Annotated in this window: 20 protein-coding genes; 10 read left to right on the top strand and 10 right to left on the bottom strand. The window is 64.5% G+C overall.

Features of this window, described 5'->3' with window-relative positions; translation table 11 throughout:
* Positions 1 to 10: 10 nt before the first annotated feature.
* Positions 11 to 2,095 (bottom strand): hydantoinase/oxoprolinase family protein, encoded by a 2,085-nt coding sequence (locus AC1D08_RS00790; RefSeq protein ID WP_457150538.1) that lies wholly within the window; start codon positions 2,093 to 2,095, stop codon positions 11 to 13.
* A gap of 220 nt (positions 2,096 to 2,315) precedes the next feature.
* On the opposite strand from AC1D08_RS00790, the gene AC1D08_RS00785 reads away from it, so the two are divergent.
* The 5 genes from AC1D08_RS00785 to AC1D08_RS00765 all read left to right on the top strand — a co-directional run bounded on the left by AC1D08_RS00785 (position 2,316) and on the right by AC1D08_RS00765 (position 8,766).
* Complete coding sequence (locus AC1D08_RS00785; RefSeq protein ID WP_457150537.1) at positions 2,316 to 3,143, top strand: ferredoxin--NADP reductase; 828 nt, start codon at positions 2,316 to 2,318, stop codon at positions 3,141 to 3,143.
* Between the two features lie 243 nt (positions 3,144 to 3,386).
* Entirely contained in the window at positions 3,387 to 4,442 is a 1,056-nt protein-coding gene (gene deoC / locus AC1D08_RS00780) for a deoxyribose-phosphate aldolase (RefSeq protein WP_477422394.1), read from the top strand.
* A gap of 65 nt (positions 4,443 to 4,507) precedes the next feature.
* Positions 4,508 to 6,880 carry an aldehyde dehydrogenase family protein gene (locus AC1D08_RS00775; protein WP_457150535.1) on the top strand — a complete coding sequence of 791 codons (2,373 nt, stop codon included), beginning with the start codon at positions 4,508 to 4,510 and terminating at the stop codon, positions 6,878 to 6,880.
* Between the two features lie 283 nt (positions 6,881 to 7,163).
* Positions 7,164 to 7,895, top strand: coding sequence for an SDR family oxidoreductase (locus tag AC1D08_RS00770; protein ID WP_457150534.1), 732 nt, complete (start codon positions 7,164 to 7,166; stop codon positions 7,893 to 7,895).
* Positions 7,896 to 7,920: 25 nt separating this feature from the next.
* Complete coding sequence (locus AC1D08_RS00765) at positions 7,921 to 8,766, top strand: fumarylacetoacetate hydrolase family protein (RefSeq protein WP_457150533.1); 846 nt, start codon at positions 7,921 to 7,923, stop codon at positions 8,764 to 8,766.
* Positions 8,767 to 8,865: 99 nt separating this feature from the next.
* Here the strand turns inward: AC1D08_RS00765 and AC1D08_RS00760 are convergent, their stop codons facing one another.
* From AC1D08_RS00760 to AC1D08_RS00735, 6 genes are all read right to left on the bottom strand, one after another.
* Positions 8,866 to 9,864, bottom strand: coding sequence for an ABC transporter ATP-binding protein (locus AC1D08_RS00760; RefSeq protein ID WP_457150532.1), 999 nt, complete (start codon positions 9,862 to 9,864; stop codon positions 8,866 to 8,868).
* A 15-nt stretch (positions 9,865 to 9,879) separates the two neighbouring features.
* The gene (locus AC1D08_RS00755; RefSeq protein WP_477422391.1) at positions 9,880 to 10,941 is read right to left on the bottom strand and encodes a Gfo/Idh/MocA family protein; all 1,062 of its coding nucleotides are present in this window, start codon (positions 10,939 to 10,941) and stop codon (positions 9,880 to 9,882) included.
* A complete protein-coding gene (locus AC1D08_RS00750) occupies positions 10,938 to 11,777 on the bottom strand; it encodes a carbohydrate ABC transporter permease (protein WP_095083652.1) in 840 nt (279 codons plus the stop codon). Before AC1D08_RS00750 ends, AC1D08_RS00755 begins: the two co-directional genes overlap by 4 nt.
* A 10-nt stretch (positions 11,778 to 11,787) precedes the next feature.
* Entirely contained in the window at positions 11,788 to 12,717 is a 930-nt protein-coding gene (locus AC1D08_RS00745) for a carbohydrate ABC transporter permease (RefSeq protein WP_477224936.1), read from the bottom strand.
* 255 nt (positions 12,718 to 12,972) lie between these two features.
* Positions 12,973 to 14,232 carry an ABC transporter substrate-binding protein gene (locus tag AC1D08_RS00740; protein WP_457150529.1) on the bottom strand — a complete coding sequence of 420 codons (1,260 nt, stop codon included), beginning with the start codon at positions 14,230 to 14,232 and terminating at the stop codon, positions 12,973 to 12,975.
* A 2-nt stretch (positions 14,233 to 14,234) separates the two neighbouring features.
* Positions 14,235 to 15,194 (bottom strand): N-acetylmuramic acid 6-phosphate etherase, encoded by a 960-nt coding sequence (locus AC1D08_RS00735; protein WP_457150528.1) that lies wholly within the window; start codon positions 15,192 to 15,194, stop codon positions 14,235 to 14,237.
* Between the two features lie 198 nt (positions 15,195 to 15,392).
* Between AC1D08_RS00735 and AC1D08_RS00730 the strand changes: the two genes are divergently transcribed.
* The 5 genes from AC1D08_RS00730 to AC1D08_RS00710 are packed head-to-tail and all read left to right on the top strand — an operon-like array spanning position 15,393 to position 20,414.
* Positions 15,393 to 16,274 carry a glucosamine kinase nucleotide-binding domain-containing protein gene (locus AC1D08_RS00730; protein WP_457150527.1) on the top strand — a complete coding sequence of 294 codons (882 nt, stop codon included), beginning with the start codon at positions 15,393 to 15,395 and terminating at the stop codon, positions 16,272 to 16,274.
* A complete protein-coding gene (locus AC1D08_RS00725; RefSeq protein ID WP_457150526.1) occupies positions 16,271 to 17,053 on the top strand; it encodes a GntR family transcriptional regulator in 783 nt (260 codons plus the stop codon). Before AC1D08_RS00730 ends, AC1D08_RS00725 begins: the two co-directional genes overlap by 4 nt.
* A gap of 53 nt (positions 17,054 to 17,106) precedes the next feature.
* Positions 17,107 to 18,120, top strand: a complete 1,014-nt coding sequence (locus AC1D08_RS00720; RefSeq protein ID WP_457150540.1) for an SIS domain-containing protein — start codon at positions 17,107 to 17,109, stop codon at positions 18,118 to 18,120.
* Complete coding sequence (nagA, locus tag AC1D08_RS00715; protein WP_457150525.1) at positions 18,117 to 19,292, top strand: N-acetylglucosamine-6-phosphate deacetylase; 1,176 nt, start codon at positions 18,117 to 18,119, stop codon at positions 19,290 to 19,292. Before AC1D08_RS00720 ends, nagA begins: the two co-directional genes overlap by 4 nt.
* A 9-nt stretch (positions 19,293 to 19,301) precedes the next feature.
* Complete coding sequence (locus AC1D08_RS00710; RefSeq protein WP_457150524.1) at positions 19,302 to 20,414, top strand: NAD(P)/FAD-dependent oxidoreductase; 1,113 nt, start codon at positions 19,302 to 19,304, stop codon at positions 20,412 to 20,414.
* Between the two features lie 24 nt (positions 20,415 to 20,438).
* On the opposite strand, the gene AC1D08_RS00705 is transcribed toward AC1D08_RS00710, so the two are convergent.
* The 3 genes from AC1D08_RS00705 to rpe all read right to left on the bottom strand — a co-directional run bounded on the left by AC1D08_RS00705 (position 20,439) and on the right by rpe (position 23,939).
* A complete protein-coding gene (locus AC1D08_RS00705) occupies positions 20,439 to 21,953 on the bottom strand; it encodes a malonate--CoA ligase (RefSeq protein WP_457150523.1) in 1,515 nt (504 codons plus the stop codon).
* 170 nt (positions 21,954 to 22,123) lie between these two features.
* Entirely contained in the window at positions 22,124 to 22,870 is a 747-nt protein-coding gene (locus tag AC1D08_RS00700) for a GntR family transcriptional regulator (protein ID WP_457150522.1), read from the bottom strand.
* Positions 22,871 to 23,261: 391 nt separating this feature from the next.
* A complete protein-coding gene (gene rpe / locus AC1D08_RS00695) occupies positions 23,262 to 23,939 on the bottom strand; it encodes a ribulose-phosphate 3-epimerase (protein WP_457150521.1) in 678 nt (225 codons plus the stop codon).
* Positions 23,940 to 23,986 lie beyond the last annotated feature (47 nt).

The following is a 23,986-nucleotide window of genomic DNA, read 5'->3' as shown; positions in this document are numbered from 1 at the left end:
GTCAGGCATCTCAGGCCTCGCCAATGTCGATGATGATGTTGCCGTCGGCGTCCGAGCGCGCCCGGTCGCCGGGTTCGAGCACGGTGGTCGCATCCATCTGTTCGAGGATCGCCGGGCCTTCGATGACCGCGTCGAGCGGCAGCTTTTCGCGCGCGTAAACCGGCGTGTCGTGCCAGCGCCCGCCGTACCAGACCGGCCGAATCTCGCGCCGTGCCTCGTCGAGCGTTTTTCCGCGACCAGCCGGGTCGATCAAACGCGACAGGTCGATCGCCGGCCGCACACCCGTCACCGAGGTGTTGAGGTTGACGAGGTTGGCGCGGATTTCCGGCAGCTCGACCTTGAAGCGGGCGAAATAGGCTTTTTCGAACAGCGTTTGCAGCTCATGTTTGGTCACCGACGAGGATGGCAACGGCACGTTGATGATGTGGGTCTGGCCGACGAACTGCATGTCGGCGGAGTGGGTGGCGCGGATCGTCTCGGGCTTCACCGCTTCCTTGCCGATGAGCTCCTCGCCTTCGTTTCGGTGCCGTTCCAATACGGCGTGAAGCTGGTCCTGGTCGAGTACCGCCACCGGCTGGTTGACGGTGTTGACGAAGTCGTGGCGCAGATCGGCGACGACGCAGCCGAGCGCGTTGGTGATACCTGGCCGCGCCGGCACCAGCACCTTGGGCAGGCCGAGTTCGCGCGCCAGGGCGGTTGCGTGCAGCGGCCCGGCGCCGCCGAAGGCGAACAGTGCGAAATCGCGCGGATCATGGCCGCGCGACACCGAAACCATGCGGATGGCGCCGGCCATCTTCATGTTGCCGAGCCGCAGCACCGCGCCCGCCGCCTCGACGCCGGACAGGCCGGTCGCCTTGCCGATCTTCTCCTCGAAGATACCGGTGACGCGCTCGACAGTGACCGGGTTTTCGACCGCCAGCAGCTTTTTCGGGGCCAGCCGGCCGAGCACCAGGTTGGCGTCGGTGATGGTCGGCTCGAGGCCGCCGCGTCCGTAGCAGATCGGGCCGGGATTGGCGCCGGCGCTTTCCGGACCGATCTGGATCAGGCCGGCGGCGTCGACGCGGGCGATCGAGCCGCCGCCGGCGCCGACCGTGTGCACCGCCACCATCGGCACGTGGATCGGCATGGCATATTCGATCTCGATCTCGTTCGAGACAGCCGGCTCGGCGTTGCGGATCAGCGCCACGTCGGTCGAGGTGCCGCCCATGTCGTAGGTGACGAGGTTTTCGTAGCCGGCGCGTTTTCCCGTATAGGCGGCGGCGATGACACCCGAGGCCGGACCGGACATGACGGTCTTGGCCGATTCACGTGTGACGAAGCGGGCCGAGATCATGCCGCCATTGCCGTTCATGATCAGGAAGTCGCGGGCATAGCCTTTCGAGCCCAACTCCTTGCGCAGCCGCTCGACATAGCGCTCGAGGATCGGCTGCACCGACGCGTTGACCGAAGCGGTGACGCCGCGCTCGAATTCGCGCGCCTCCGACAGCAGCGCGTGGCCCGACGTGATGTAGCCGTTCGGCCAGAGTTCGGCGGCGATTTCGGCGGCGCGCCGTTCATGCGCCGGGTTGGCGTAGGAATGCAGGAAGTGGATGACCAGGGATTCGCAGCCGGCCTCGATCAGCGCCTTCACGGCGTCGCTCATTTCAGCCTCGTCGAGCGGCGTGCGCACCGTGCCCGACGCCTCGACGCGCTCCGAGACTTCGAGCCTCAGATTGCGCGGGATGATCGGCACGAAACTACCGGTCATGCCATAGGGCTGCGGCCGCGTGCGCCGGCCAAGCTCGATCACGTCGCGAAAGCCGCGCGTGGTGATCATGCCGGTTTTCGCCAGCCGGCGTTCGAGCACCGCATTGGTGGTGGTGGTCGTGCCATGCACGATGAGGTCGATGCCGTCGATCGGAAATCCGGTGGCGCCGAGCGCCGAAACGACGCCGAACGCCTGGTTGTCGACCGTGGTCGGGGTCTTGGCTATATGCACCCGGCCACCGTCTCGGCCGTCGATCAGAAGCAGGTCGGTAAAGGTCCCGCCGACATCGATACCGGCGACGACGCTGCCCAGGGAATCCGGCTGCTGCACCGAAAAATTCTCTTTCATTGTCGAAACCCGAAATGCGCGGACTACGGATATGTCACAGTTTGGAAAGGTGTTTCGCGGCGGTATCTTGACGCAAATATCGTTTGTATACTAATAAATTCCGGACACAAGAGCTTACTGCTTCGGAGTGTGCAGGCAGCACGCCGGAACCTGAACGGTTCGGGCGCGCAGGTGAAGGTTTGGTGCCCGCGTTTGCAGTTGGGCCAGAAGGTTGGATTTGATGAACACCACATCCGCATTCAATACCGCCGGCGCCCGCCCGCTGCAGTTTCCGATTCCGGCCAATGTCTATGCCGAGACCGTCGTCTCGGTGAAGCACTATACGGACCGGCTGTTCTCGTTCCGCATCACCCGGCCGCAGTCGCTGCGCTTCCGTTCCGGCGAGTTCGTCATGATCGGCCTGCCCAATGCCGAGAAGCCGGTGTTCCGCGCCTATTCGGTGGCGAGCCCCGCCTGGGACGACGAGCTGGAGTTCTTCTCGATCAAGGTGCCGGACGGCCCGCTGACCTCGGAACTACAGAAGATCCAGGTCGGCGACACCGTCATCATGCGCCAGAAGTCGACCGGCACGCTGGTCGTCGACGCGCTGACGCCCGCAAAACGCCTGTTCATGATCTCGACCGGCACCGGCATAGCACCCTTCGCCAGCCTGCTGCGCGACCCCGACACCTATGAGAAGTTCGAGCAGGTCGTCCTGACCCATACCTGCCGCGACACTGCCGAGCTCATCTATGGCCAGGAGCTGGTCGCCGGGCTCGAAAGCGATCCGCTGATCGGCGAGCTGACCGGTGGCCGTGTCACCCTCTACAATTCGACGACCCGCGAAGAATCGGCGCGCATGGGCCGCATCACCGCGCTGATCGGATCCGGCAAGTTCTATACCGATCTCGGCATCGACAAGCTCAATCCGGAAACCGACCGCATCATGATCTGCGGTTCGATGCACATGCTGAAGGACGTCAAGGAGCTGGCCGAGCGCCTCGGCTTCGAGGAGGGCTCTCTGCATCATCCGGCGAGTTTTGTCGTCGAACGCGCCTTCGTCGGCTGAGCCGACCAACACACTCAGAAATCAAGTTTTGACCTTTCGGTCAAAAAACTAGCTGCTTTCGCGGCCTTTTTAAGCTATGAGCGCAAAAGCGCGTCGCCTTACGCGACGCGCTTTTTGTTTTTTGTCGATGCATGCCGTTGTCCCAAAACCGCTGCGCACTTTGGGCGGCATGCATTAAGGGACTCGTGAAGCGTCAATTCACGGGCTATCTTCGGCGCAAGTCGCTGAATGAAAGGGCAGGAGATGAGCAGCACTATCCGCGAAGCCGAGCTTGGTGCCGGCGCGTCGAAGGTGACGCCACTGCCGGCGCGCGCCGCCGCCAATACCCCCGTTCCGCTGGACCATCGCATCGCGCGCAACCCCGGCATGAAGCTCGACCTCGGCTTCATGGAGTCGGTGCGCAGCGTCAACCGCTCGGCGCTCGAACGCCGCGTCGCGAGCCTGACCAAGCGGCGCTCTATCAAGGCCGACAATCAGGCGGCCTGGCTGCTGCGCGCCGTCGCCTGCATGGACCTGACGACGCTGAATTCCAACGACACCGAAGAGCGCGTGCGCCGGCTGTGCGCCAAGGCGATCAATCCGTTCCGCCGCGATATCGTCGAGGGTCTCGGTATTGCGGGCGAGGTCATTCGCCCGGCCGCCGTTTGCGTCTACCATCCCTTCGTCGCGACCGCGGTCGATGCCGTGCGCGGCACCGGCATTCACGTCGCAGCCGTTTCCACCGCCTTCCCGCACGGCCTTGCCCCACTTTCCACCCGCCTGCAGGAAATCGAGGCCTCGGTGAAGGACGGCGCCGACGAGATCGACGTTGTCATTCCACGCGGGTTGGTGTTCGGCGCCAAGTGGCGGGAGCTCTACAACGAGATCGTCTCGATGCGCGCCGCCTGTGGGGATGCGCATCTGAAGGTTATCCTCGGCACCGGTGACCTCGCCACGCTGCGCAATGTCATGCTCGCCTCGATGGTGGCTATGATGGCCGGCGCCGACTTCATCAAGACCTCGACCGGCAAGGAAAGTGTGAACGCCACGCTACCGGTTGGCCTCGCCATGGTTCGCGCCATCCGCGCCTATCTCGAGGAGACCGGCTATCACATCGGCTTCAAGCCGGCTGGCGGCATCTCCACGGCAAAAGCCTCGCTCGACTGGCTGGTGCTGATGAAGGAAGAACTCGGCCGGCCATGGCTGGAGCCCGAGCTGTTCCGCTTCGGCGCCTCGAGCCTTTTGACCGACATCGAGCGCCAGCTCGAACACCATCTGACCGGGCACTATTCGGCCAATCATCGCCACGCGATGGCTTGAACGCCCCACCCCGATCGGCTTTGCCGATCGACCCTCCCCACGAGGGGAGGTGAAGGAGGAACCCTATGAACATTCTCGACCGTTATCACGCCATGGAGTACGGCCCGGCGCCGGAAGCCCGCAACGAGGCCGACGCCTGGCTTGCGGCGCGCGACTTCGGCAAGGCGCTGTTCATCGGCGGCGACTGGAAAGCCGCTTCCGGCGGCAAGACCTTCGAGACCAGCGAGCCCTCCTCCGGCAAGCTGCTGGCCAAAGTGTCGGACGCCAATGCCGCCGATATAGACGCCGCGGTTTCGGCCGCGGCCAAGGCGCTGCCGAAATGGTCGGCGTCTTCAGGCTATGTCAGAGCGAAAGTGCTCTATGCCATCGGCCGCGCCATGCAGCGCCACCAGCGCTTGTTCGCGGTGCTGGAGTCGATCGACAATGGCAAGCCGATCCGCGAAAGCCGCGACATCGACGTGCCGCTGGCCATCCGCCATTTCATCCACCATGCCGGCTGGGCACAGGCGCTGGACGGGGATTTCCCCGGCCACAAGGGTGTCGGCGTCGTCGGCCAAATCATCCCGTGGAATTTTCCGCTGCTGATGCTGGCCTGGAAGATCGCGCCGGCGCTTGCCGCCGGCTGCACCGTGGTTCTGAAACCGGCCGAATTCACGCCGCTGACCGCCATCCTGTTCGCCGAAATCTGCGAACGTGCCGGCGTGCCGAAGGGCGTCGTCAACATCGTCCAAGGCGGCCCGGAGGCCGGTGCGGCCATCGTCAACCACCCCGGCATCCAGAAGATCGCCTTCACTGGTTCGTCGGACGTCGGCAAAATCATCAGGAAAGCTACGGCGGGTTCAGGGAAGAAACTGTCGCTGGAGCTTGGCGGCAAGTCGGCCTTCATAGTCTTCGAGGACGCCGATCTCGACAGCGCCGTCGAAGGGCTGGTCGACGGCATCTGGTTCAACCAGGGCCAGGTCTGCTGCGCCGGTTCGCGGCTTCTGGTGCAGGAAGGCATCGCCGATGCCCTCATCGCCAAGGTCAAGACACGCATGAGCCGGCTGCGCGTCGGCAGCCCGCTCGACAAGAACACCGATATCGGCCCGCTGGTCGACGCCACACAGCTCGACCGGGTCAAGGGCCTGGTTGCCGAGGGCGCCAGACAGGGCGCTGTGTGCTGGCAGCCGGACGCCGCGCTGCCTACCTCCGGCTATTACCATCTGCCGACGCTCGCCACCGGTGTTTCGCCGGCTAATATTTTGGCGCAAGAGGAAGTGTTCGGGCCGGTGCTGGCGACCATGACCTTCCGCAACACCGAGGAAGCGATTGAGCTTGCCAACAACACGCGCTATGGGCTGGCCGCCTCGGTGTGGAGCGAGAACGTCAACCTCGCCTTGCATGTCGCGCCGCAATTGAAGGCTGGCGTTGTCTGGGTCAACGGCACCAACATGTTCGACGCCGCCTGCGGTTTCGGCGGCTACCGCGAGAGCGGTTTCGGCCGCGAAGGCGGGCGCGAAGGCATGTTCGAATATCTGGCGGCCAAATTGCCACTTGGCCCGGTGATCAAGCCGGCGGCAGTCTCCGAGCAACCTGCCGAGCAATCCGACGGCGATACGATCGACCGCACGGCAAAGCTGTTCATCGGCGGCAAGCAGGTGCGGCCGGACGGCAACTATTCGCTGGCTGTCGCCACCGCCAAGGGCAAGCTTGCCGGCGAGGTCGGTCTCGGCAGCCGCAAGGATATCCGCGACGCCGTTTCGGCGGCGCGAGCCTGCAAAGCCTGGCCGGAAGCGACCGCCTACAACCGCTCCCAGGTGCTCTACTATCTGGCCGAAAATCTTTCCGGACGCGCCGGCGAGTTTGCCGCTCGCCTCACCGAGCTGACCGGCGCTACGCCCAAGGCAGCGCGCGACGAGGTCGACCAGTCGATCGAGCGGCTGTTCCTCTATGCAGGCCTTGCCGACAAGTTCGAGGGCCGCGTTCACCAGCCGCCGGCACGTGCCGTGACACTGGCGCTGCACGAACCGGTCGGCGTTGTCGGCGTCGTCGCCCCCGACGCGTCACCGCTGCTTGGCCTGATCTCGCTCGTCGCACCGGCGCTCGCCATGGGCAACACCGTGGTCGCGGTGCCGTCCGAGCGGTACCCGCTGGTCGCCACCGACCTCTATCAGGTCATCGAATATTCCGACGTTCCGGCCGGCGCCATCAACATCGTCACCGGCCGCACGGCCGAACTTGCCGGTGTGCTGGCCAAGCATGACGATGTTGACGGGCTTTGGGTGTTCGCCGATGCCGACACCTGCGCCAAGGCGGAGGCCGAGTCCATCGGCAACCTCAAGCGCGTCTGGAGCGGCAATGGCCGCGGCCTCGACTGGGCGTCCGACGAGGCGGCCGGCGATGCCTTCCTGCGCCGCGCCGTCGAGGTCAAGAACGTCTGGGTGCCTTACGGGGACTGATGAACGTCGCCCAAAAGGCGTCAGCGGTTTTGGGACACGACATGGATGAAGACAGGGAACCAAAGCGCGTCGTGCGCTTTGGGCAGTTTCGACACCGCTGCCGCGATGGTGATCGTGTTCGGACTTGACGCCCGGATGCATGTTCTTTAACGAGAAAAAACATCTTTATCTGTATCTGTGGGCTGACAGGCGCGCAGGCCGCATGATGGCGTCCGACTGGCCCATGACGCCGTGGCCGACCACCGGTAGACCCGGACGACCCCAAGCGGACGAGGAGAAGAGCATGGCGGATCTGGCAGGCAAGGTCGTTGTCGTCACGGCAGCGGCGCAAGGCATCGGCAAGGCGAGCGCGCTGGCCTTCGCCAAGGCGGGTGCCATCGTCTACGCCACCGACATCAACGAGGCGCTGCTGGCGGAACTCGCCAAGACCTCCGACATCAAGACCCGCAAGCTCGATGTGCTCAACGACGATGCCGTCAACGCCGCCTTCGCCGAGATCGGCAAGGTCGACGTGCTGTTCAATTGTGCCGGCTTCGTCCATTCCGGCTCGATCCTCGAGATGAAGGACGCCGATCTCGATTTCGCCTTCAACCTCAACGTCCGCGCCATGATACGCACCATCAAAGCGGTGCTGCCCGGCATGCTAGAGCGCGGCGACGGATCGATCATCAACATGTCGTCGGTTGCCGGCGCCGGCAAGGGCGTGCCGAACCGCTTCGCCTATGGCGTCACCAAGGCTGCGGTCATCGGCCTGACCAAGGCAATCGCTGCCGACTATGTCGCCAAGGGCATTCGCTGCAATGCCATTTGCCCCGGCACGGTCGAGAGCCCGTCGCTGCAGGACCGCATGCATGCGCAGGGCGACTACGAAGCGGCCCGCGCCGCCTTCATCGCCCGCCAGCCGATGGGCCGGCTCGGCACGCCGGAGGAAATCGCCGATCTCGCCGTCTATCTGGCCGGCGCTACCTATACGTCCGGACAGGCCTATAATATCGACGGCGGCTGGTCGATCTGAACCAAACCGACTGAGGAGACATACCATGAAGCTGCTGCGCTATGGCGAGGCGGGGAGCGAACGCCCCGGCCTGCTCGATGCGGATGGAACGATCCGTGATCTCACCGGCCATGTCGCCGACATCGGCGGCAAGGCGCTCGATCCGGCATCGCTGGCGACGCTGGCCAAGCTCGATCCCAAGTCGCTGCCGGCGGTTTCCGGCAAGCCCCGCATCGGCGCCTGCGTTGCCGGCACTGGCAAGTTCATCTGCATCGGCCTCAACTATTCCGACCACGCCGCCGAGACCGGCGCCACCGTGCCGCCGGAGCCAATCATCTTCATGAAGGCAAGCTCGGCCATCGTCGGGCCCGACGACGACGTGCTGATCCCGCGCGGCTCGGTGAAGACCGACTGGGAAGTCGAACTGGCCGTGGTCATCGGCAAGACGGCGAAATATGTCAGCGAAGCCGACGCGCTTGACTATGTCGCCGGCTATTGCGTCGCCCACGATGTCTCCGAACGCGCCTTCCAGGCCGAGCGGCAGGGCCAGTGGACCAAGGGCAAGTCCTGCGACACCTTCGGTCCGATCGGCCCGTGGCTGGTGACCAAGGACGAGGTCGCCGACCCGCAGAACATCAAGATGTGGCTGACCGTCAACGGCAAGACGATGCAGAACGGCTCGACCAAGACCATGGTCTATGGCGTGGCATACCTTGTTTCCTACCTCAGCCAGTTCATGTCGCTGCACCCCGGCGACATCATCTCGACCGGCACCCCACCCGGCGTCGGGCTGGGCATGAAGCCGCCGGTGTTCTTGAAGGCCGGTGATGTTGTCGAGCTCGGCATCGAAGGCCTTGGCCAGCAGAAGCAGACGTTCAAGGCTGACGCTTGAGCACTTAAGGTCGATAAGTTTGCGCCGCCCCTCATCCGCCTGCCGGCACCTTCTCCCCGGACGGGGAGAAGGGAACCAACGCTGCCCTCTGCAGCGATATTACTTCAGCACCTTCCCATCCGCGCCAAACCGATAGGTCTTGGCCGGGTCCGGCGTCGCATAGAGCGTGGCGCCCGGCTCGGCGTCGTAGACGCCGAAGATGCGCACGGTGATCAGGCCGGCCTTCTCGCAGTCGAGATAGAGATTGGTGTCGGCGCCAAGATGCTCGGCGTGGACGACCGTGCCCTTCCAGGCGCCGGATTTGGGATCGACGGTCAGATGCTCCGGCCGCACGCCGATGGTCTTGGCGGTTTCACCAAGCCTGGCGCCGTCGACGAAGTTCATCTTCGGCGAGCCGATGAAGCCGGCGACGAACTCATTCGCCGGCGAATTGTAGAGCTCCATCGGGCCGCCGATCTGCTCGATCCGGCCGGCGTTCAGCACCACGATCTTGTCGGCCAGCGTCATCGCCTCGACCTGGTCGTGGGTGACGTAGATCATCGTCGCCTTCAGCCGGCGGTGCAGCTGCGCGATCTCCAGCCTTGTGTTGACGCGCAATGCGGCATCAAGATTCGACAGCGGCTCGTCGAAGAGAAAAAGCTTGGGCTCGCGCACCACGGCGCGGCCGATGGCGACGCGCTGGCGCTGGCCGCCGGAAAGTTCGGCCGGCCGCCTTTCGAGATAGGGCTCCAGCGACAGCATCGAGGAGGCAATGCCGATGCGGCGGTCGATCTCGGCCGCCGGCGTGCCCGCCTGTTTCAGCCCGAGGCCCATATTGTTCTTCACCGTCAGATGCGGGTAGAGCGCATAGGTCTGGAACACCATGGCGATGCCGCGCTTGGCCGGCGGCGTGACGGACACGTCCTGGCCGTCGATGACGACCCGGCCCGAGGTCGAATCCTCCAGTCCGGCAATGACCCGGAGCAAGGTCGACTTGCCGCAGCCCGACGGGCCGACGAAGACGACGAATTCGCCGTCCGTCACCTCGAGGTTGATGCCCTTCAGCACCTCGACCGGCCCGAAGGCCTTCTTCACGTTCTCGATGTTCAGCGAGCCCACGGCTTCGTCCCTGTTCTAGAGTTTGACGGCTGCGCCGCTGCGCACGCTCTCGTCTGCGGCAAGGCAGACGGCGAGCGATTTCACCGCGTCGTCCATGTGCCTGGTGAGATCGATATCCTCGCGGATCGCCTTCAATACGAAGGCCTGTTCGAGATCGCAGAGATCCTGATGGCCGGGCTCGCCCGCCATCGACAGCATTTCGTCCGGCTTGGCGAACTTGCCGTCCGGGCCGGTCGCCGCACTGTGCAGGCGAATGGTCGAGGTCTTGGTGTGGGTGTCGATGTCATCGGACTTCACACCCTCCTTCATAACGATCGACACGCAGCCATTGGGCGAGATGACGTCCTTCACGAAGAAGGCCGTTTCCGAAATCATCGGACCCCAGCCGGCTTCGTACCAGCCGACCGAACCGTCATCGAACAGCACCTGCAGATGGCCGTAATTGTACATCGACGGCGCGATCTCTTCGCTCATCCGCAACCCCATGCCGCGCACCTCGACCGGCCTGGCGTCGGTGATCTGCAGCATCACGTCGAGATAGTGCACGCCGCAGTCGACGATCGGCGACGTCGTCTGCATCAACTGCTTGTGCGTGTCCCAGGTATGGCCGGAGGATTGCTGGTTGAGGTTCATGCGGAAGACATAGGGGCCGCCGAGCTTGCGCGCCTCGGCGATCAGCCTGATCCAGGACGGGTGATGGCGCAGGATGTAGCCGATCACCAGTTTCTTGCCATTGGCCTTCGCGGCCGCGACAACGCGTTTGGCATCGGCCACCGTCGTTGCCAGCGGCTTTTCTACGAAGACATGGCAGCCGGCCTCGAACGCCTTCACCGCATAGTCGGCATGGCTGTCGGAATAGGTGGCGATGCAGGCGACATCGGGCTTTTCGTCGCGCAAAGCCTCGTCGAAGGAGCGCCTGATGCCATAGCCGGAAAGCCCTTCCGGCAGCGGCACATCGGAGCGGTTGACCAGTGCCGAGATCTGGAAGCCCGGATTGGTATGATAGGCCAGCGCATGGCTGCGGCCCATATTGCCGAGGCCGGCGACGACGACGCGAAGGGGTGTCTGCGAACTCACTTGACGGCTCCCGAGGTGATGCCGCGGATCAGCTGCCGCGAGAAGATGACGTAGAGGATCAGCACCGGCATGATCGCCAGCGAGAGCGCTGCCAGGATCGCGTTCCAGTTGGTGACGAACTGGCCGAGGAACAATTGCGCGCCGAGCGTCACCGTCTTGGTCTCTTCCGACGGGGCCAGGATCAGCGGGAACCACAGATCGTTCCAGATCGGGATCATGGTGAAGACGGCGACGGTCGCCATCGATGGCCTGACCAGCGGCAGCACCAGCCGGAAGAAGATGGTGTATTCGGACAGGCCGTCGATGCGGCCGGCGTTCTTCAGGTCGTCGGACACCTGCTTCATGAACTCCGACAGGATGAAGATGGCGAGCGGCAGGCCTTGCGCGGTGTAGACCAGGATCAGCGCCGTCAGCGTGTTGACCAGCCCGCTCGCCACCATCAGCTGCAGGATGGCGACGGTGCCGAGACGGATCGGGATCATGATCCCGAGCGCCAGATAGAGCCCCATCAGCGAGTTGCCGCGAAAACGGTATTCCGACAGCGCGAAAGCAGCCATGGCGCCGAACAAAAGCACGAAGAACAGCGAAGCGACGGTGACGACGAGGCTGTTCTGGAAATAGTGGATGAAATCGCCCTGGCCGATGACGGTGGTGTAGCCGATCAGGTCGAAGGTTTTTGGCGTCGGCGGCGTCAGTGGCGCGCCGAAGATGCCGGCGCGGGACTTGAACGAATTCATGATGACGAGGATAACCGGAAACAGCGCGATCGCCGTATAGGTCAGCAGGATCGCGTGGGCGCCGATGGTGCGGGGCAGGGAACGGGTGGCGGTGCTCATCTCTTGCTCCTCAGAACTGGTAGCGACGCAGGCGCGTCTGCACGAGGAAGAGATAGACGCAGACGCCGCCGAGGATGATCAGGAACATCATCGTGGCGATCGCCGCGCCCATGTTGGGGTCGCCGACCTGCAGCTGGAAGCCGAAGAAGGCGCGGTAGAGGAAAGTGCCGAGAATATCGGTCGAATAGTTCGGCCCGGCGAGCGCGCCTTGCGCGGTGTAGATCAGGTCGAAGGCGTTGAAATTGCCCACGAAGGTGAGGATCGAGATGATGCCGATCGACGGCAGGATCAGCGGCAGCTTGATCTTCCAGAACTGCGACATGCCGGTGATGCCGTCGCATTCGGCTGCCTCGATCACCTCTTCGGGGATCGACAGCAGGGCGGCATAGATCAGCATCATCGGGATGCCGACGAACTGCCACACCGAGATCAGGCTGAGCGCCGTCAGCGCGTATTCTTCCTTGCCCAGCCACGGCGTGAACAGGCTTTTCAGGCCGACGAGATCGAGCAGATGCGGCGCCACGCCCCACAGGGGCGACAGGATCAGCTTCCAGGCGAAGCCGACGATCACGAAGGACAGGATGGTCGGCACGAAGATCGCCGTGCGGTAGAAGGCGGCAAATCTCAGCCTCGGGCTGGACAGAAGGGCAGCCAGCATGACGCCGATCGGGTTCTGCACCAGCATGTGGATGATGAAGAACCAGGTGTTGTTCCGGAGAGCATTCCAGAAATTCACCGACCAGTTGGGGTCGCCGAACAGCGTGCGGAAGTTTTCCAGCCCGACGAAGACCTGGTGCTGCTCGATGTTGCGGAACAGCGACAGCTGCAGCGTGCCGGCCAGTGGCAGGATCATGATCGCCGTATAGACAAGCACCGCCGGCGCCAGGAAGACGCCAATGTGCCAACGGAACGGTCTTTTCGGTCGTGTGTCTGCGGCCATGAGTTCGGTCCCCGCCGTCTCTCGGTTCCAAATGGGTGTTGATCTAGATGATGCCTCGATGCACGGCCCGAACATTCTTGCCCGGTGCGGCAAGAACAAAGGCCTGCGACTGATCAGCTAGCCTTCCCCAAGAAGAGCAAGGGTAAGGCCGAGAGGCGGTGCCGACAATCGCTATCTGAACGGGCGCAATCTGAAGAACCAGGGTAGTCCGAGACCGGCCAGGCGTACGCCCGGCCGATCTCGTTGCCTGAGCTCTTACTTCGCCGGCTTGTACCAGCTGTCGAGGCCGGTCTGCAGCTTCTTGGCCGCAGCTTCCGGGGTGTCGGTGCCGTTGATGACGTTCGCCGATTCAACCCACGTCTCGTTTTCGAGGTTCGGCGTGCCGCGCGACAGGATCTGGTAGGTCGAGCGGATCGTCGACTTGCACTTGCCGCGCCAGGAGACGAATTCCTGCGCCAGCGGGTCTGCCATCTTCACCGGCGAGGAGTTCAGGCTGAAGAAGCCTGGCAGCGCGTTGGCGTAGATGGTGGCGAAGTCCGGCGAGGCGACCCAGGACAGGAAGGTCTTGGCCGCATCGGCGTTCTTCGAAGCCGCATTCAGGCCCATGCCGATATCGGTATGGTCGGAGATGTAGCAGGTGTCGCCGGCCTTCTCGACCGGCGGCGGGAAAGCGCCCATCTTGAACTGGGCCTGGGTGTTGAACAGGCCGATTTCCCACGAACCGGCCGGGTAGATGGCGGCGCGGCCAAGCGTGAACAGGTTCTGGCTGTCTGGATAGGTCTGCGCCTCGAAGCCGTCGCCGAGATAAGGCTTCCACTTGGCCAGTTCCTCATACGGCGCGACCCAGTCTTTGTCGGTCAGCTTCTGGTCGCCCTTGATCAGGGCGGCGCGGCCGTCCTCGCCTTTCCAGTAGTTGGGGCCGATGTTCTGGTAGCCCATGGTCGCGGCTTCCCAGAGATCCTTGGTGCCCATCGCCATCGGGATGTAAGTGCCGTCGGCCTTGATCTTGTCGAGCGCGGCGAAGAACTCGTCGCGGGTCTCCGGCACCTTGATGCCGAGCTTGTCGAAGGCATCCTTGTTATAGATGAAGCCGTGGATGACCGAGGCCATCGGCACGCAGAAGCTCGCCTTGCCGTCGTCAGTCTGCCAGGCGGACTTGGCCACCGGCGAGAAATTGTCCATGCCGGGCAGCGCCGAGAGGTCGGCAAGGTTGCCCTTCTTGAACAGTTCAAGCGACTTGTCGAACGGGCGGCAGGTGATCAGGTCGCCCGCCGAGCCGGCGGCGAGCTTGGCACCAAGGGCGGCGTCATACTCGGTCGGCGCCGACGGTGCGAACACCACCTTGATACCCGGGTTCTTGGCTTCGAAGGCCGGGATCAGCTTGTCCTTCCAGATGGCAAGGTCGTCACCGCGCCAGCTTTCGATGTTGAGCGTTACGTCTGCAGCATTAGCCACCCCGGCCGTGCCGAGAATGCTGGTGCCCAGAAGCAGTGCCGTCAGTAGTTTCGTTGTCATGCTCAGTCTCCCTGTTGACCTTTTTCAGGTTCGGTTTTGATGAGAACAGAGGCAGCGCGCCCCTTGCTCCCCTCGATCGCGGAAAGCGCCGGCCTCAGCTTCTGGCCGGTTCCTTCCAGCAGTTTCTCCGCCGCATCGGCGCTGTCGGCGCCGGCGGCGAGCAGAATGGCGGTCTTGACCGCGCCGCCGCTCTTCTCGAGCAGGCGGGCCGCTTCGTCCCTGCCGCGCCCGCTGACGGCGGCGACGATGCGCGCAGCGCGGTCGCGCAGCTTGATGTTGTCGGCCAACAGGTTGACCATGTAGCCGTCATGCACATGGCCGAGATGGACGGCTGTCAGCGTCGACAGCATGTTGAGCGCGATCTTCTGGGCGGTGCCGGCGCCCATGCGCGTCGAGCCGGCAATCAGTTCCGGCGGCGTTTCGAGCAGGATGGCGGTTTCGGCCTGCCGCAGCAGAGCCGAGTCCCGGTTGTTGGCGATGCCGATGGTGGCGGCGCCGCGATTGGCGGCTTCCTCGATGGCCCGCACCGCATAGGGCGTCGTGCCGCTGGCCGAAATGGCAATCAGGCAATCGCCCTTGCCGATGCCAGCATTGATGACGGCCGTTGCTGCCTCCTCGGTGTCGTCCTCCGGCCCGCCGGCCAATGTCCGGAAGGCTTCGTCGCCACCGGCGATCAGGATGGCGATGCGGTCGCGGTGAATGCCGAAGGTGCCCGGAAGCTCAAGCGCATCGGCCAGCGCCATCAGGCCTGAACTGCCGGCCGCGGCGTAGGCAAGCTTGCCGCCGCCGCTCAACCTGCCGGCGATGATCTCGGCCGCCCTGGCGATGGAGGGAATGGCATTGCGCACGACCTTTGCGGCCTCGATCTGCGCATCGGCCAAAGAAGAAAGGATGGCGTCCGGGGCCTGGATATCCAGCCCCTCGGCATTTTGGTGAAGCGCTTCGGTGCGCGTTTCGGCCATCCCGGTTCCTCCAATGGAGAAACAATACCAAAAAAATACCACTTGTCCACATGCATTAACGAATTCGCCGGCTGGAAATCGCTCAGCCGACGAAATGCCTAGGTTTTTCAATAAAATACGGCTTAATCTTTTTGAAACGGAAATTAACTCTTGGCTATTGGTATTTTATTGGTATTATCCGCCCGGAGGAGAAATCGCGTGAATTTCGTGCTCGGTATCGATGGCGGCGGCACCAGCTGCAGGGCCGCCCTGGCAACCGCGGATGGCGCCGTCATTGGCCGCGCCAAGAGCGGCGCCGCAAACATCCGCACCGATCTCACCGGCGCCCGGTCGAACATCGTCGAGGCGGCACGGCAGGCGTTCATCGCCGCCGGCGAGGATCCGGAGCTGATCCCGCAGACACCTGCCATTCTCGGCCTTGCCGGCGCCAATGTCGGCACCTACCGGCAGCAGCTCGAAGCGATCCTGCCGTTCAGCATCAGCCGTGTCGAGACCGACGCCGAGATCGCGCTGGAAGGGGCTGTCGGCTCCGGCGACGGCGCCATGGCGATCCTCGGCACCGGCACCGCCTATATGGCGCGCAAGAACGGCAAGTCGCGCGCCATCGGTGGCTGGGGCTTTCAGGTCGGCGACCAGGGCAGCGGCGCCCGCATCGGCCGCGACCTGCTCGAACAGACGCTGCTTGCCTATGACGGCGTCCGCGAAGGTTCGCCGCTGACGCAGAGCATGCTGGCGGTTTTCCGCAACAACCCGCAGGACGTTGTCGAATTCACCACCAACGCCAAGCCCGGCGATTTCGGCGGCTTCGCGCCCAAGGTGTTCGAGCATGCCGAAAAGGGCGACAGCGTCGCCAACTGGATCCTGGACAGGGTGGTCGCCGATGTCGAAGCCGCACTCGGCGCGCTCGACCTTGCGGACGACGCGCCGCTGTGCCTGCTCGGCGGGCTGGCGCCGCTATACGCGCCGCGGCTGTCGGCCCGCTACCGGGCGCTGCTGAAGCCGCCGATCGGCGATGCATTGGGCGGCGCCGTGCAGATGGCGGCCCGGCTTTTCGCCGGGACAGCGGAGGCGGCTCGATGAACGATGCCGCCGACCAGATCTTCGCCATGCTGAAACAGTCGTCGCAAAGCGGTGCGCCACTTTATCTGCAACTCAGGAAGAGCATCGAGGACGCCGTCAATCGGGGCCTGATCGGACCGGGCGACGCACTGCCCTCGGAGCGCGACATCGCCAGTAAGGCAGACATTTCGCGCGTCACCGTGCGCAAGGCGGTGCAGGACCTGGTCAAGGGCGGCATCCTGGTGCAACGCCATGGCTCCGGCACGTTCGTGGCGCCGCGCATGGAGCGCGTCGAGCAGTCGCTGTCGCGGCTGACCTCGTTTACCGAGGACATGGCGCGGCGCGGCATGGCGGTGCGTTCGGCCTGGCTCGACCGCGGCCTTTACGCGCCCTCGCCCGACGAGATGATGGTGCTCGGCCTGTCGTCGAACGAACTGGTGGCGCGGGTGGCGCGCCTGCGTATCGCCAACGACACGCCGCTGGCGATCGAACGCGCCTCGCTGTCGGCCAGCGTGCTGCCCGACCCGGCGGGAATAGGTTCCTCGCTCTATGCGGCGCTGGAATTGACCGGCAACCGGCCGGTGCGGGCGGTGCAGCGCATCTCCGCCGCCAACCTCGGCGACGGCGACGCGCGTCTGCTCGAGGTGCCGCCGGGCATTGCCGGCCTGCACATCGAACGCATCTCCTATCTGGCGAGCGGCAAGGTGATCGAATTCACCCGTTCCATCTACAGGGGCGACGCCTATGATTTCGTCGCCGAACTGCGGCTGACAGGGCCGAGCGAAGAGGGCCGACCATGACCACAGAGCCGACCATGCCGACTGAGCCGACCAAGTCGACAGAAATGACCCATATGCGGCGCGAGATCGAGGAGATCCCGCTGGCCGTCGCCCGCCTGCTCGACGGCTCCGGCGCCGTGCTGACCGAGGCCGGGCGCGGCATCCGCGAACGCGACCCGCAATTCGTCGTCACCGTGGCGCGCGGTTCGTCCGACCATGCCGCGACCTTCATGAAATATGCCGTCGAGCTGACCGCAGGCCTTGCCGTCGCATCGGTCGGTCCGTCGATCGCCTCGATCTATGGAGCCGAGCTCAGGCTCGGCGGTTCGGCCTGCCTGGCGATCTCGCAGTCGGGCAAGAGCCCCGACATCGTCGCCATGGCCGAAACGGCGCGAGCCGGCGGCGCGCTGACCATCGCCATCACCAACACCGCCGATTCGCCGCTGGCGCGTGCCTCGGACTATGCGATCGATATCCTGGCCGGACCGGAGCGCAGCGTCGCGGCGACCAAGACCTTCATCAATTCCGCCGTCGCCGGTCTTGGCCTGATGGGGCATGCCACTGGAGACGAGGCGCTGCTGGCAGCGCTCTTCGAATTGCCCGAGCATTTCCGCAAGGCGATCGCCTGCGACTGGATGACGGTGCTGTCCGAAACGATCGAAAAGCAGAAGTCGCTGTTCATCCTCGGCCGCGGCCCGTCGGCGGCGATGGCCAACGAGGCGGCGCTGAAATTCAAGGAGACCTGCGGCATGCATGCCGAGGCCTATAGTGCGGCCGAAGTCATGCATGGCCCGCTGGCGCTGATCGGCCCGGACTTTCCGGTGCTGGCGCTGGCCGCGCGTGACGCATCCGAGCCTTCCGTTGCCGAGGCCGCCGACAGCCTGGCGGCCAAGGGTGCGCCGGTGTTCGTCACCTCCGCACTTGCCCAGCGCGCCGTGCGCCTGCCGCATGTCGCCACGGGCCATCCGCTGACCGATCCGCTGACGCTGATCGTCTCCTTCTACATGTTCGTCGAGGCGTTTGCCCGCCATCGCGGCCTCGATCCGGACACGCCGCGCAATCTTCGCAAGGTGACGGAGACCGTATGAGCGACCGTTTTGCCCTGACTGGCGCCCGCATTTTCGACGGTGACGACTGGCACGACGGCGCAGCACTCGTCGTGCGCGACGGCCTCGTCGAGGCCATCCTGCCCGCCGGCGCCCTTGCCTCCGACCTCCGCATCGTCGAGACCGGCGGCGGCATGCTGGCGCCCGGCTTCGTCGACCTGCAGGTCAATGGCGGCGGCGGCGTCATGCTCAACGACCACCCCGATGTGGCCTCGCTCGAAACCATCTGCCGGGCGCATGCGCCCTTCGGCACGACCGCGCTCCTGGTGACGCTGATCACCGATACGCCCGCCATCACCGCCGCCGCCGTCGCCGCCGGCGAAGCCGCGACGCTGCGGAAGCTGCCGGGTTTCCTCGGCCTGCATCTGGAAGGCCCGCATCTGTCGATCGCCCGCAAGGGCGCGCATGATCCGGCGCTGATCCGGCCGATGCTGGACGCCGACCAGGCGGAGCTGATCGCGGCGCGGCAGAAACTGCCGGTGCTGCTCACCACCATCGCACCGGAATCCGTCGAACCGGCGCGGGTCTCGGCGCTGACCAGGGCCGGCGTCGTCGTCAGCCTCGGCCATTCCGACACCGGCTACGCCACGGCCAGCACCTTTGCCGAGGCCGGCGCCTCGATGGTCACCCATCTGTTCAACGCGATGAGCCAGATCGGCAACCGCGAGCCCGGGCTGGCTGGCGCAGCCATCGATATCGGCTCCCTGTCGGCCGGCCTCATCGCCGACGGGATCCATGTCGATCCCGCCACCATCAAGATCGCGCTGCGCGCCAAGCAGGGGCCGGCCAAAATCGTGCTGGTCACCGACGCCATGGCGCCGATCGGCACCGATATGACCTCGTTCACGCTCAACGGCCGCACCATCTACCGCAGGGATGGCAGCCTGCGGCTTGCCGACGGGACGCTTGCGGGCGCCGATCTCGACATGATCTCGGCCGTGCGCTTCATCCACCTCGTCGTCGGGGTCGAGCTTTCCGAGGCCTTGCGTATGGCCTCGCTCTACCCGGCGCAAGCGATCGGCCAGTCGCACCGGCTCGGGCGCTTCGCCAATGGCACGGCAGCCGATATCGTTGCGCTGTCGGACGATCTCGACATCAGAGGCGTCTGGATCGGCGGCGGGAAGGTTTTTGCAGGCTCCAACAGCGCTGGGTGATATCAGGCCATGCATGACATCGATTGCGTCATTGCAGGAGCAGGTGTCGTCGGGCTCGCCATCGCCAGGGCGCTCGCCCTGTCGGGCCGCGAGGTGCTGGTGGTCGAGCAGGCCGGCGCGATCGGCACCGGCACAAGTTCGCGCAATTCCGAAGTCATCCATGCAGGGCTCTACTATGCGCCGGGAAGCCTGAAAGCCCGGCTCTGCGTCGAAGGCCGCGAGCGGCTCTATGCCTATTGCCGCGAGCACAATGTTGCCCATGCGCGCACCGGCAAGCTGATCGTCGCCGTCGAACCGGGCCAGTTGGACAGGCTGGACGCGATCAGGGCCAACGCGCAGAGCTGCGGCGTTGGCGATCTCGAAATCTTGACGCAGGCACAAGCCGAGAGCCTCGAACCCGCGCTGCAATGCGCCGGCGCGTTGCTCTCGCCATCGACCGGCATCATCGACAGCCAGGCACTGATGCTGTCGCTGCGCGGCGACGCCGAGGCCGCCGGTGCATCCTTCGCCCTGCTCACGTCCGTTACCGGAGCGGCGATCGAAGCCGATGGGATCCGGATCGATACCCACGATGCCGATGGCGAGGGCTTCGCGCTGAAGGCTGGCGCCTTCGTCAACGCCGCGGGCCTCGATGCGCAGGCTCTCGCCGGCCGCATCGAAGGTTTTCCGCAACGCCTTGTTCCACCGCGATGGCTGGCGCGCGGCAACTATTTTTCACTCTCGGGCCGGTCACCCTTCTCGCGGCTGATCTATCCGGTGCCGGTTAATGGCGGCCTCGGCGTCCATCTCACCCTCGATCTGGGCGGCAGCGCGCGCTTCGGTCCGGATGTCGAATGGATCGACAGCGTGGATTACACGGTCGACCCTGCTCGTGGTGCGGCCTTCTACGGCGAGATCAGGCGCTATTGGCCCGATCTTGCCGACGGCGCCTTGCAGCCGGCCTATGCCGGCGTCCGGCCAAAACTGTCCGGCCCGGGCCAGCCTGCGGCCGACTTTATGATCCAGGGTCCGGCCGACCATGGCACAGGGCCGATCGTCAGTCTGTTCGGCATCGAGAGCCCCGGCCTGACGGCAAGCCTGGCGATCGCCGAGCATGTAGTCGAGCTGCTGTACCGCGGCTGACGAGCTGCCTGCGCACGTCCAGCCTTAAGATGTGTAGAGACCCCTGTAGGTATCGCGCAGCAGGTTCTTCTGCACCTTGCCCATGGTGTTGCGCGGCAATTCGTCGACGAAGATCACCTGCTTCGGGTGCTTGTATTTTGCGACGCGTTCCGCGATGGCGCCGAGAATTTCGGCTCCGGTGATGTTCGAAGCCGGCGACCGCACGACGACAGCGGTGACGCCTTCGCCGAAATCGGGATGGGCAACGCCGATAACAGCGCTTTCGCTCACGCCGTCAAGCGCGTCGATCTCGCTTTCGAGCTCTTTCGGATAGATGTTGTAGCCGCCGGAAATGATCAGATCCTTGCCGCGGCCGACGATGTGGACGTAGCCGTCGGCGTCGACGATGCCGAGATCGCCGGTGATGAAGAAGCCGTCGGCGCGGAATTCCGCCTTGGTCTTTTCCGGCATGCGCCAATAGCCGCCGAAGACGTTCGGGCCCTTGACCTCGATCATGCCGACCTCGCCCTGAGCGAGCGGCCTGCCAGTGTCGGGATCGGCAATGCGAAGCGCCACACCCGGCAAGGGAAAACCGACCGTGCCGGCACGCCGCTCGCCGTCATAGGGGTTCGAGGTGTTCATGTTGGTCTCGGTCATGCCGTAGCGTTCGAGGATCGCGTGGCCGGTTCGCTCACGCCAGGCCTTGTGCGTCTCGGCCAGCAGCGGCGCCGAACCGGAAATGAACAGGCGGATACTTTTCGCCGCCTGACGGTCCAGCCCGTCCTGCTGCAGCAGGCGCACGTAGAAGGTCGGTACGCCCATCAGAGCAGTGGCTCGCGGCAAAAGCGAGACGATGCGGGCCGGGTCGAATTTCTGCTCGAACAGCATCGAGGCGCCGGCCATCAGGACGACGTTGGTGGCAACGAACAGACCATGGGTGTGGAAGATCGGCAGCGCGTGGATCAACACGTCGTCGGCCGTGAAGCGCCAGTGGTCGACCAGCACCCGCGCGTTCGAAGCAAGGTTCTCGTGGCTGAGCATGGCGCCCTTCGAGCGGCCCGTCGTTCCCGAGGTGTAGAGGATCGCCGCGAGATCGTCCTTGGCCCGCACCACGTCGTGGAAGTCCGCCGGCAATCGCGAGGCCTGATCCGTCAGCGATCCCTCGCCATTGCGGCCGAGCGTGATGGTGACGGCGCCCGATTTTTCCGCCAGTGCGCCGATGTCGGCCGCCCTGGCCGGATCGCAGACGACCAGGCGTGGTGCTGCGTCGCCGAAGAAGTACTCCAGCTCGGCCAGCGTGTAGGCGGTGTTGAGCGGCAGGAAGACGGCGCCGGCACGCAGGCAGGCGAGATAGAGCAGGACGGCTTCGGGGCTCTTCTCGACCTGCACGGCGACCCGATCGCCCGGCTCGACATCCAACTGCAAGAGCGCATGCGCGAGCTGCGCCGACCGCGCCAGCATATCGCCATAGGTCAGCGAGCGGCCATCATCGGTTTCCATCAACAAGCGATCGGGGGCCGGCATCCGGGAACGGAACGCGTCGAACAGATGGTTGCTCATGAAGTCTTCCCGGGGATAGTGACGGCGGCGCCGGGCATGCTTTTCGAGCGGCATGCATGGGCGGCGAAGAGTTCGCGGTTCTTGGCCGCGCCGTCAAGACCCGCGGACAGGTGTTTGCCCGTGGCGCCTATGGGCTGCAGGGATGGCTGCAAAAGATGCCGGACCCGCCGCTATCGCCGGGCGCGTGCGGCCTTGCCGGCGACCGACTTTAGGCCTTCCGATTGCCTGATGCGTTCCATGCACATGGCAGCGGTCAGCTGGTAGTGATTGATCAGCGCTTCGACGGCGCCGTCGGCATTGCCGTCCAGCGCACATTCGGCGATCCGGCGATGCTCGCCGAAATCGTCGCGCTGGGCGCTTTCGCTGTCACTCGCCATTTGCCGGTAGCGGTAGGCGTGATCGGAAAGCTGCTCGCAGAATCCCACCAGCCATTGCGACCGGCAGGCCGAAATCAGGACCCGATGGAAGATGCGGTGCAACTTCTCCCAATCGGGATTGAGCGACGAGTGATTCTGCGGCGAAAGACGTGACGCACGCCCCAGGCGATGCAGCGCCAGCACGAGTTGTTCTTCCCATTCGGCGGTGCGGTGGGCGATCGATTCGCGAAGCGCCCGTTCCTCGAGCCAGCAACGGGTGCGCGTCAACTCTTCGAGCTCCGCCGCGCTGACCGGCATAATGAAGAAGCCGCGCTGGTCGTGCCTGCCGAGAAGTCCTTCCGAGGCGAGGCGATTGAGCGCCTCGCGGACAGGGGAAGCGCCGGCTCCATATTTGGAAACCACCCATTCGACCCGCAGCTTGCTCTCGGCTTCAAGAACTCCACCGAGAAGGTCATCCCGCAATTGGTGATAGACCGTGCTGGCAAGCGTGCTCTTGGGCCCTGCGCCGTCGTCGTTCAGATTGGCAGCTCCGTATGTCAAAGCGACTCCTTGTCCCCAAATTATGTTTGGGCAATTCGAGTCCGAAGCATCCCCCTTCGTACACGTACCATATCGCGTCTGGCCCCGGAGGCTCAAGCAGAAGATCACGCTATTGTACTTAAGCACGAAGATATATACGGCATTTTGCCGTTCAGCGATGCAAAGTCGCGTATTTCTACAACCTTCGGAAACTTAACGTGTTTTGTATGCACGCAGGATCATCTGTTCTTGTGAGCACGCGCGATCGGCTTTTCTGCCGCGTGCAAAAGACGGACCGAATCAGGCGTCTCGACCAGGCTCGATGCTTCGCGAATCAGGCTCTGACGGACCCTGCCGGGCATGAGAGCCGTTGGCGGCCAATTGGACTTGAAGACAGGATTGGCGTCGTGGATCAGCCGGCTGCCTTGTCGGCTGCCGTCCTGATCGCCTGGATGTTTTGCCGGTAGGCGTCGACGCTGCCGCCCTTGAAGATCGCGGCGCCTGCCACCAACACGTCGGCGCCGGCGGCAGTGACCAGAGGCGCGGTTTCGGCTGACACACCGCCGTCGATCTCGATGCGGATCGGCCGACTGCCGATCAGCGCCTTGACCCGCTTCACCTTGTCGACGATCGCCGGAATGAAAGCCTGGCCGCCGAAGCCCGGATTAACGGTCATGATCAGGATCAGATCGAGCCGGTCGAGCACATATTCGACCGCACTTTCCGGTGTTGCCGGATTGAGCGACACGCCGGCCTTCTTGCCAAGGTTCCTGATGGTCTGCAGCGAGCGGTCGAGATGCGGCCCGGCCTCGGCATGCACCGTCATGCCGTCACAGCCGGCGTCGGCGAAGGCGGCCAGATAGGGGTCGGCCGGCGCGATCATCAGATGGCAGTCGAAGAAGGCCCTGGTGCGGTTGCGGATCGCCTTGATCACCGGCGGGCCAAAGGTGATGTTGGGGACGAAATGTCCGTCCATCACATCAAGGTGGATCCAGTCGGCGCCGGCAGCCACCACCGCTTCGACTTCATCGCCGAGCCTGGAAAAATCCGATGCCAGCACCGAGGGCGCAATCAAGGTTTTTTTGCTCATGGGCGCGGCCTTTCCGAGCGCCCTTCTCATCCGGCCACTCTATCGAC

The sequence above is a fragment of the Mesorhizobium sp. P2_E6 genome, assembly GCF_056403835.1.
The sequence above is the reverse complement of the archived record's forward strand: the minus strand, read 5'-3'. Positions and strand labels throughout refer to the sequence as shown.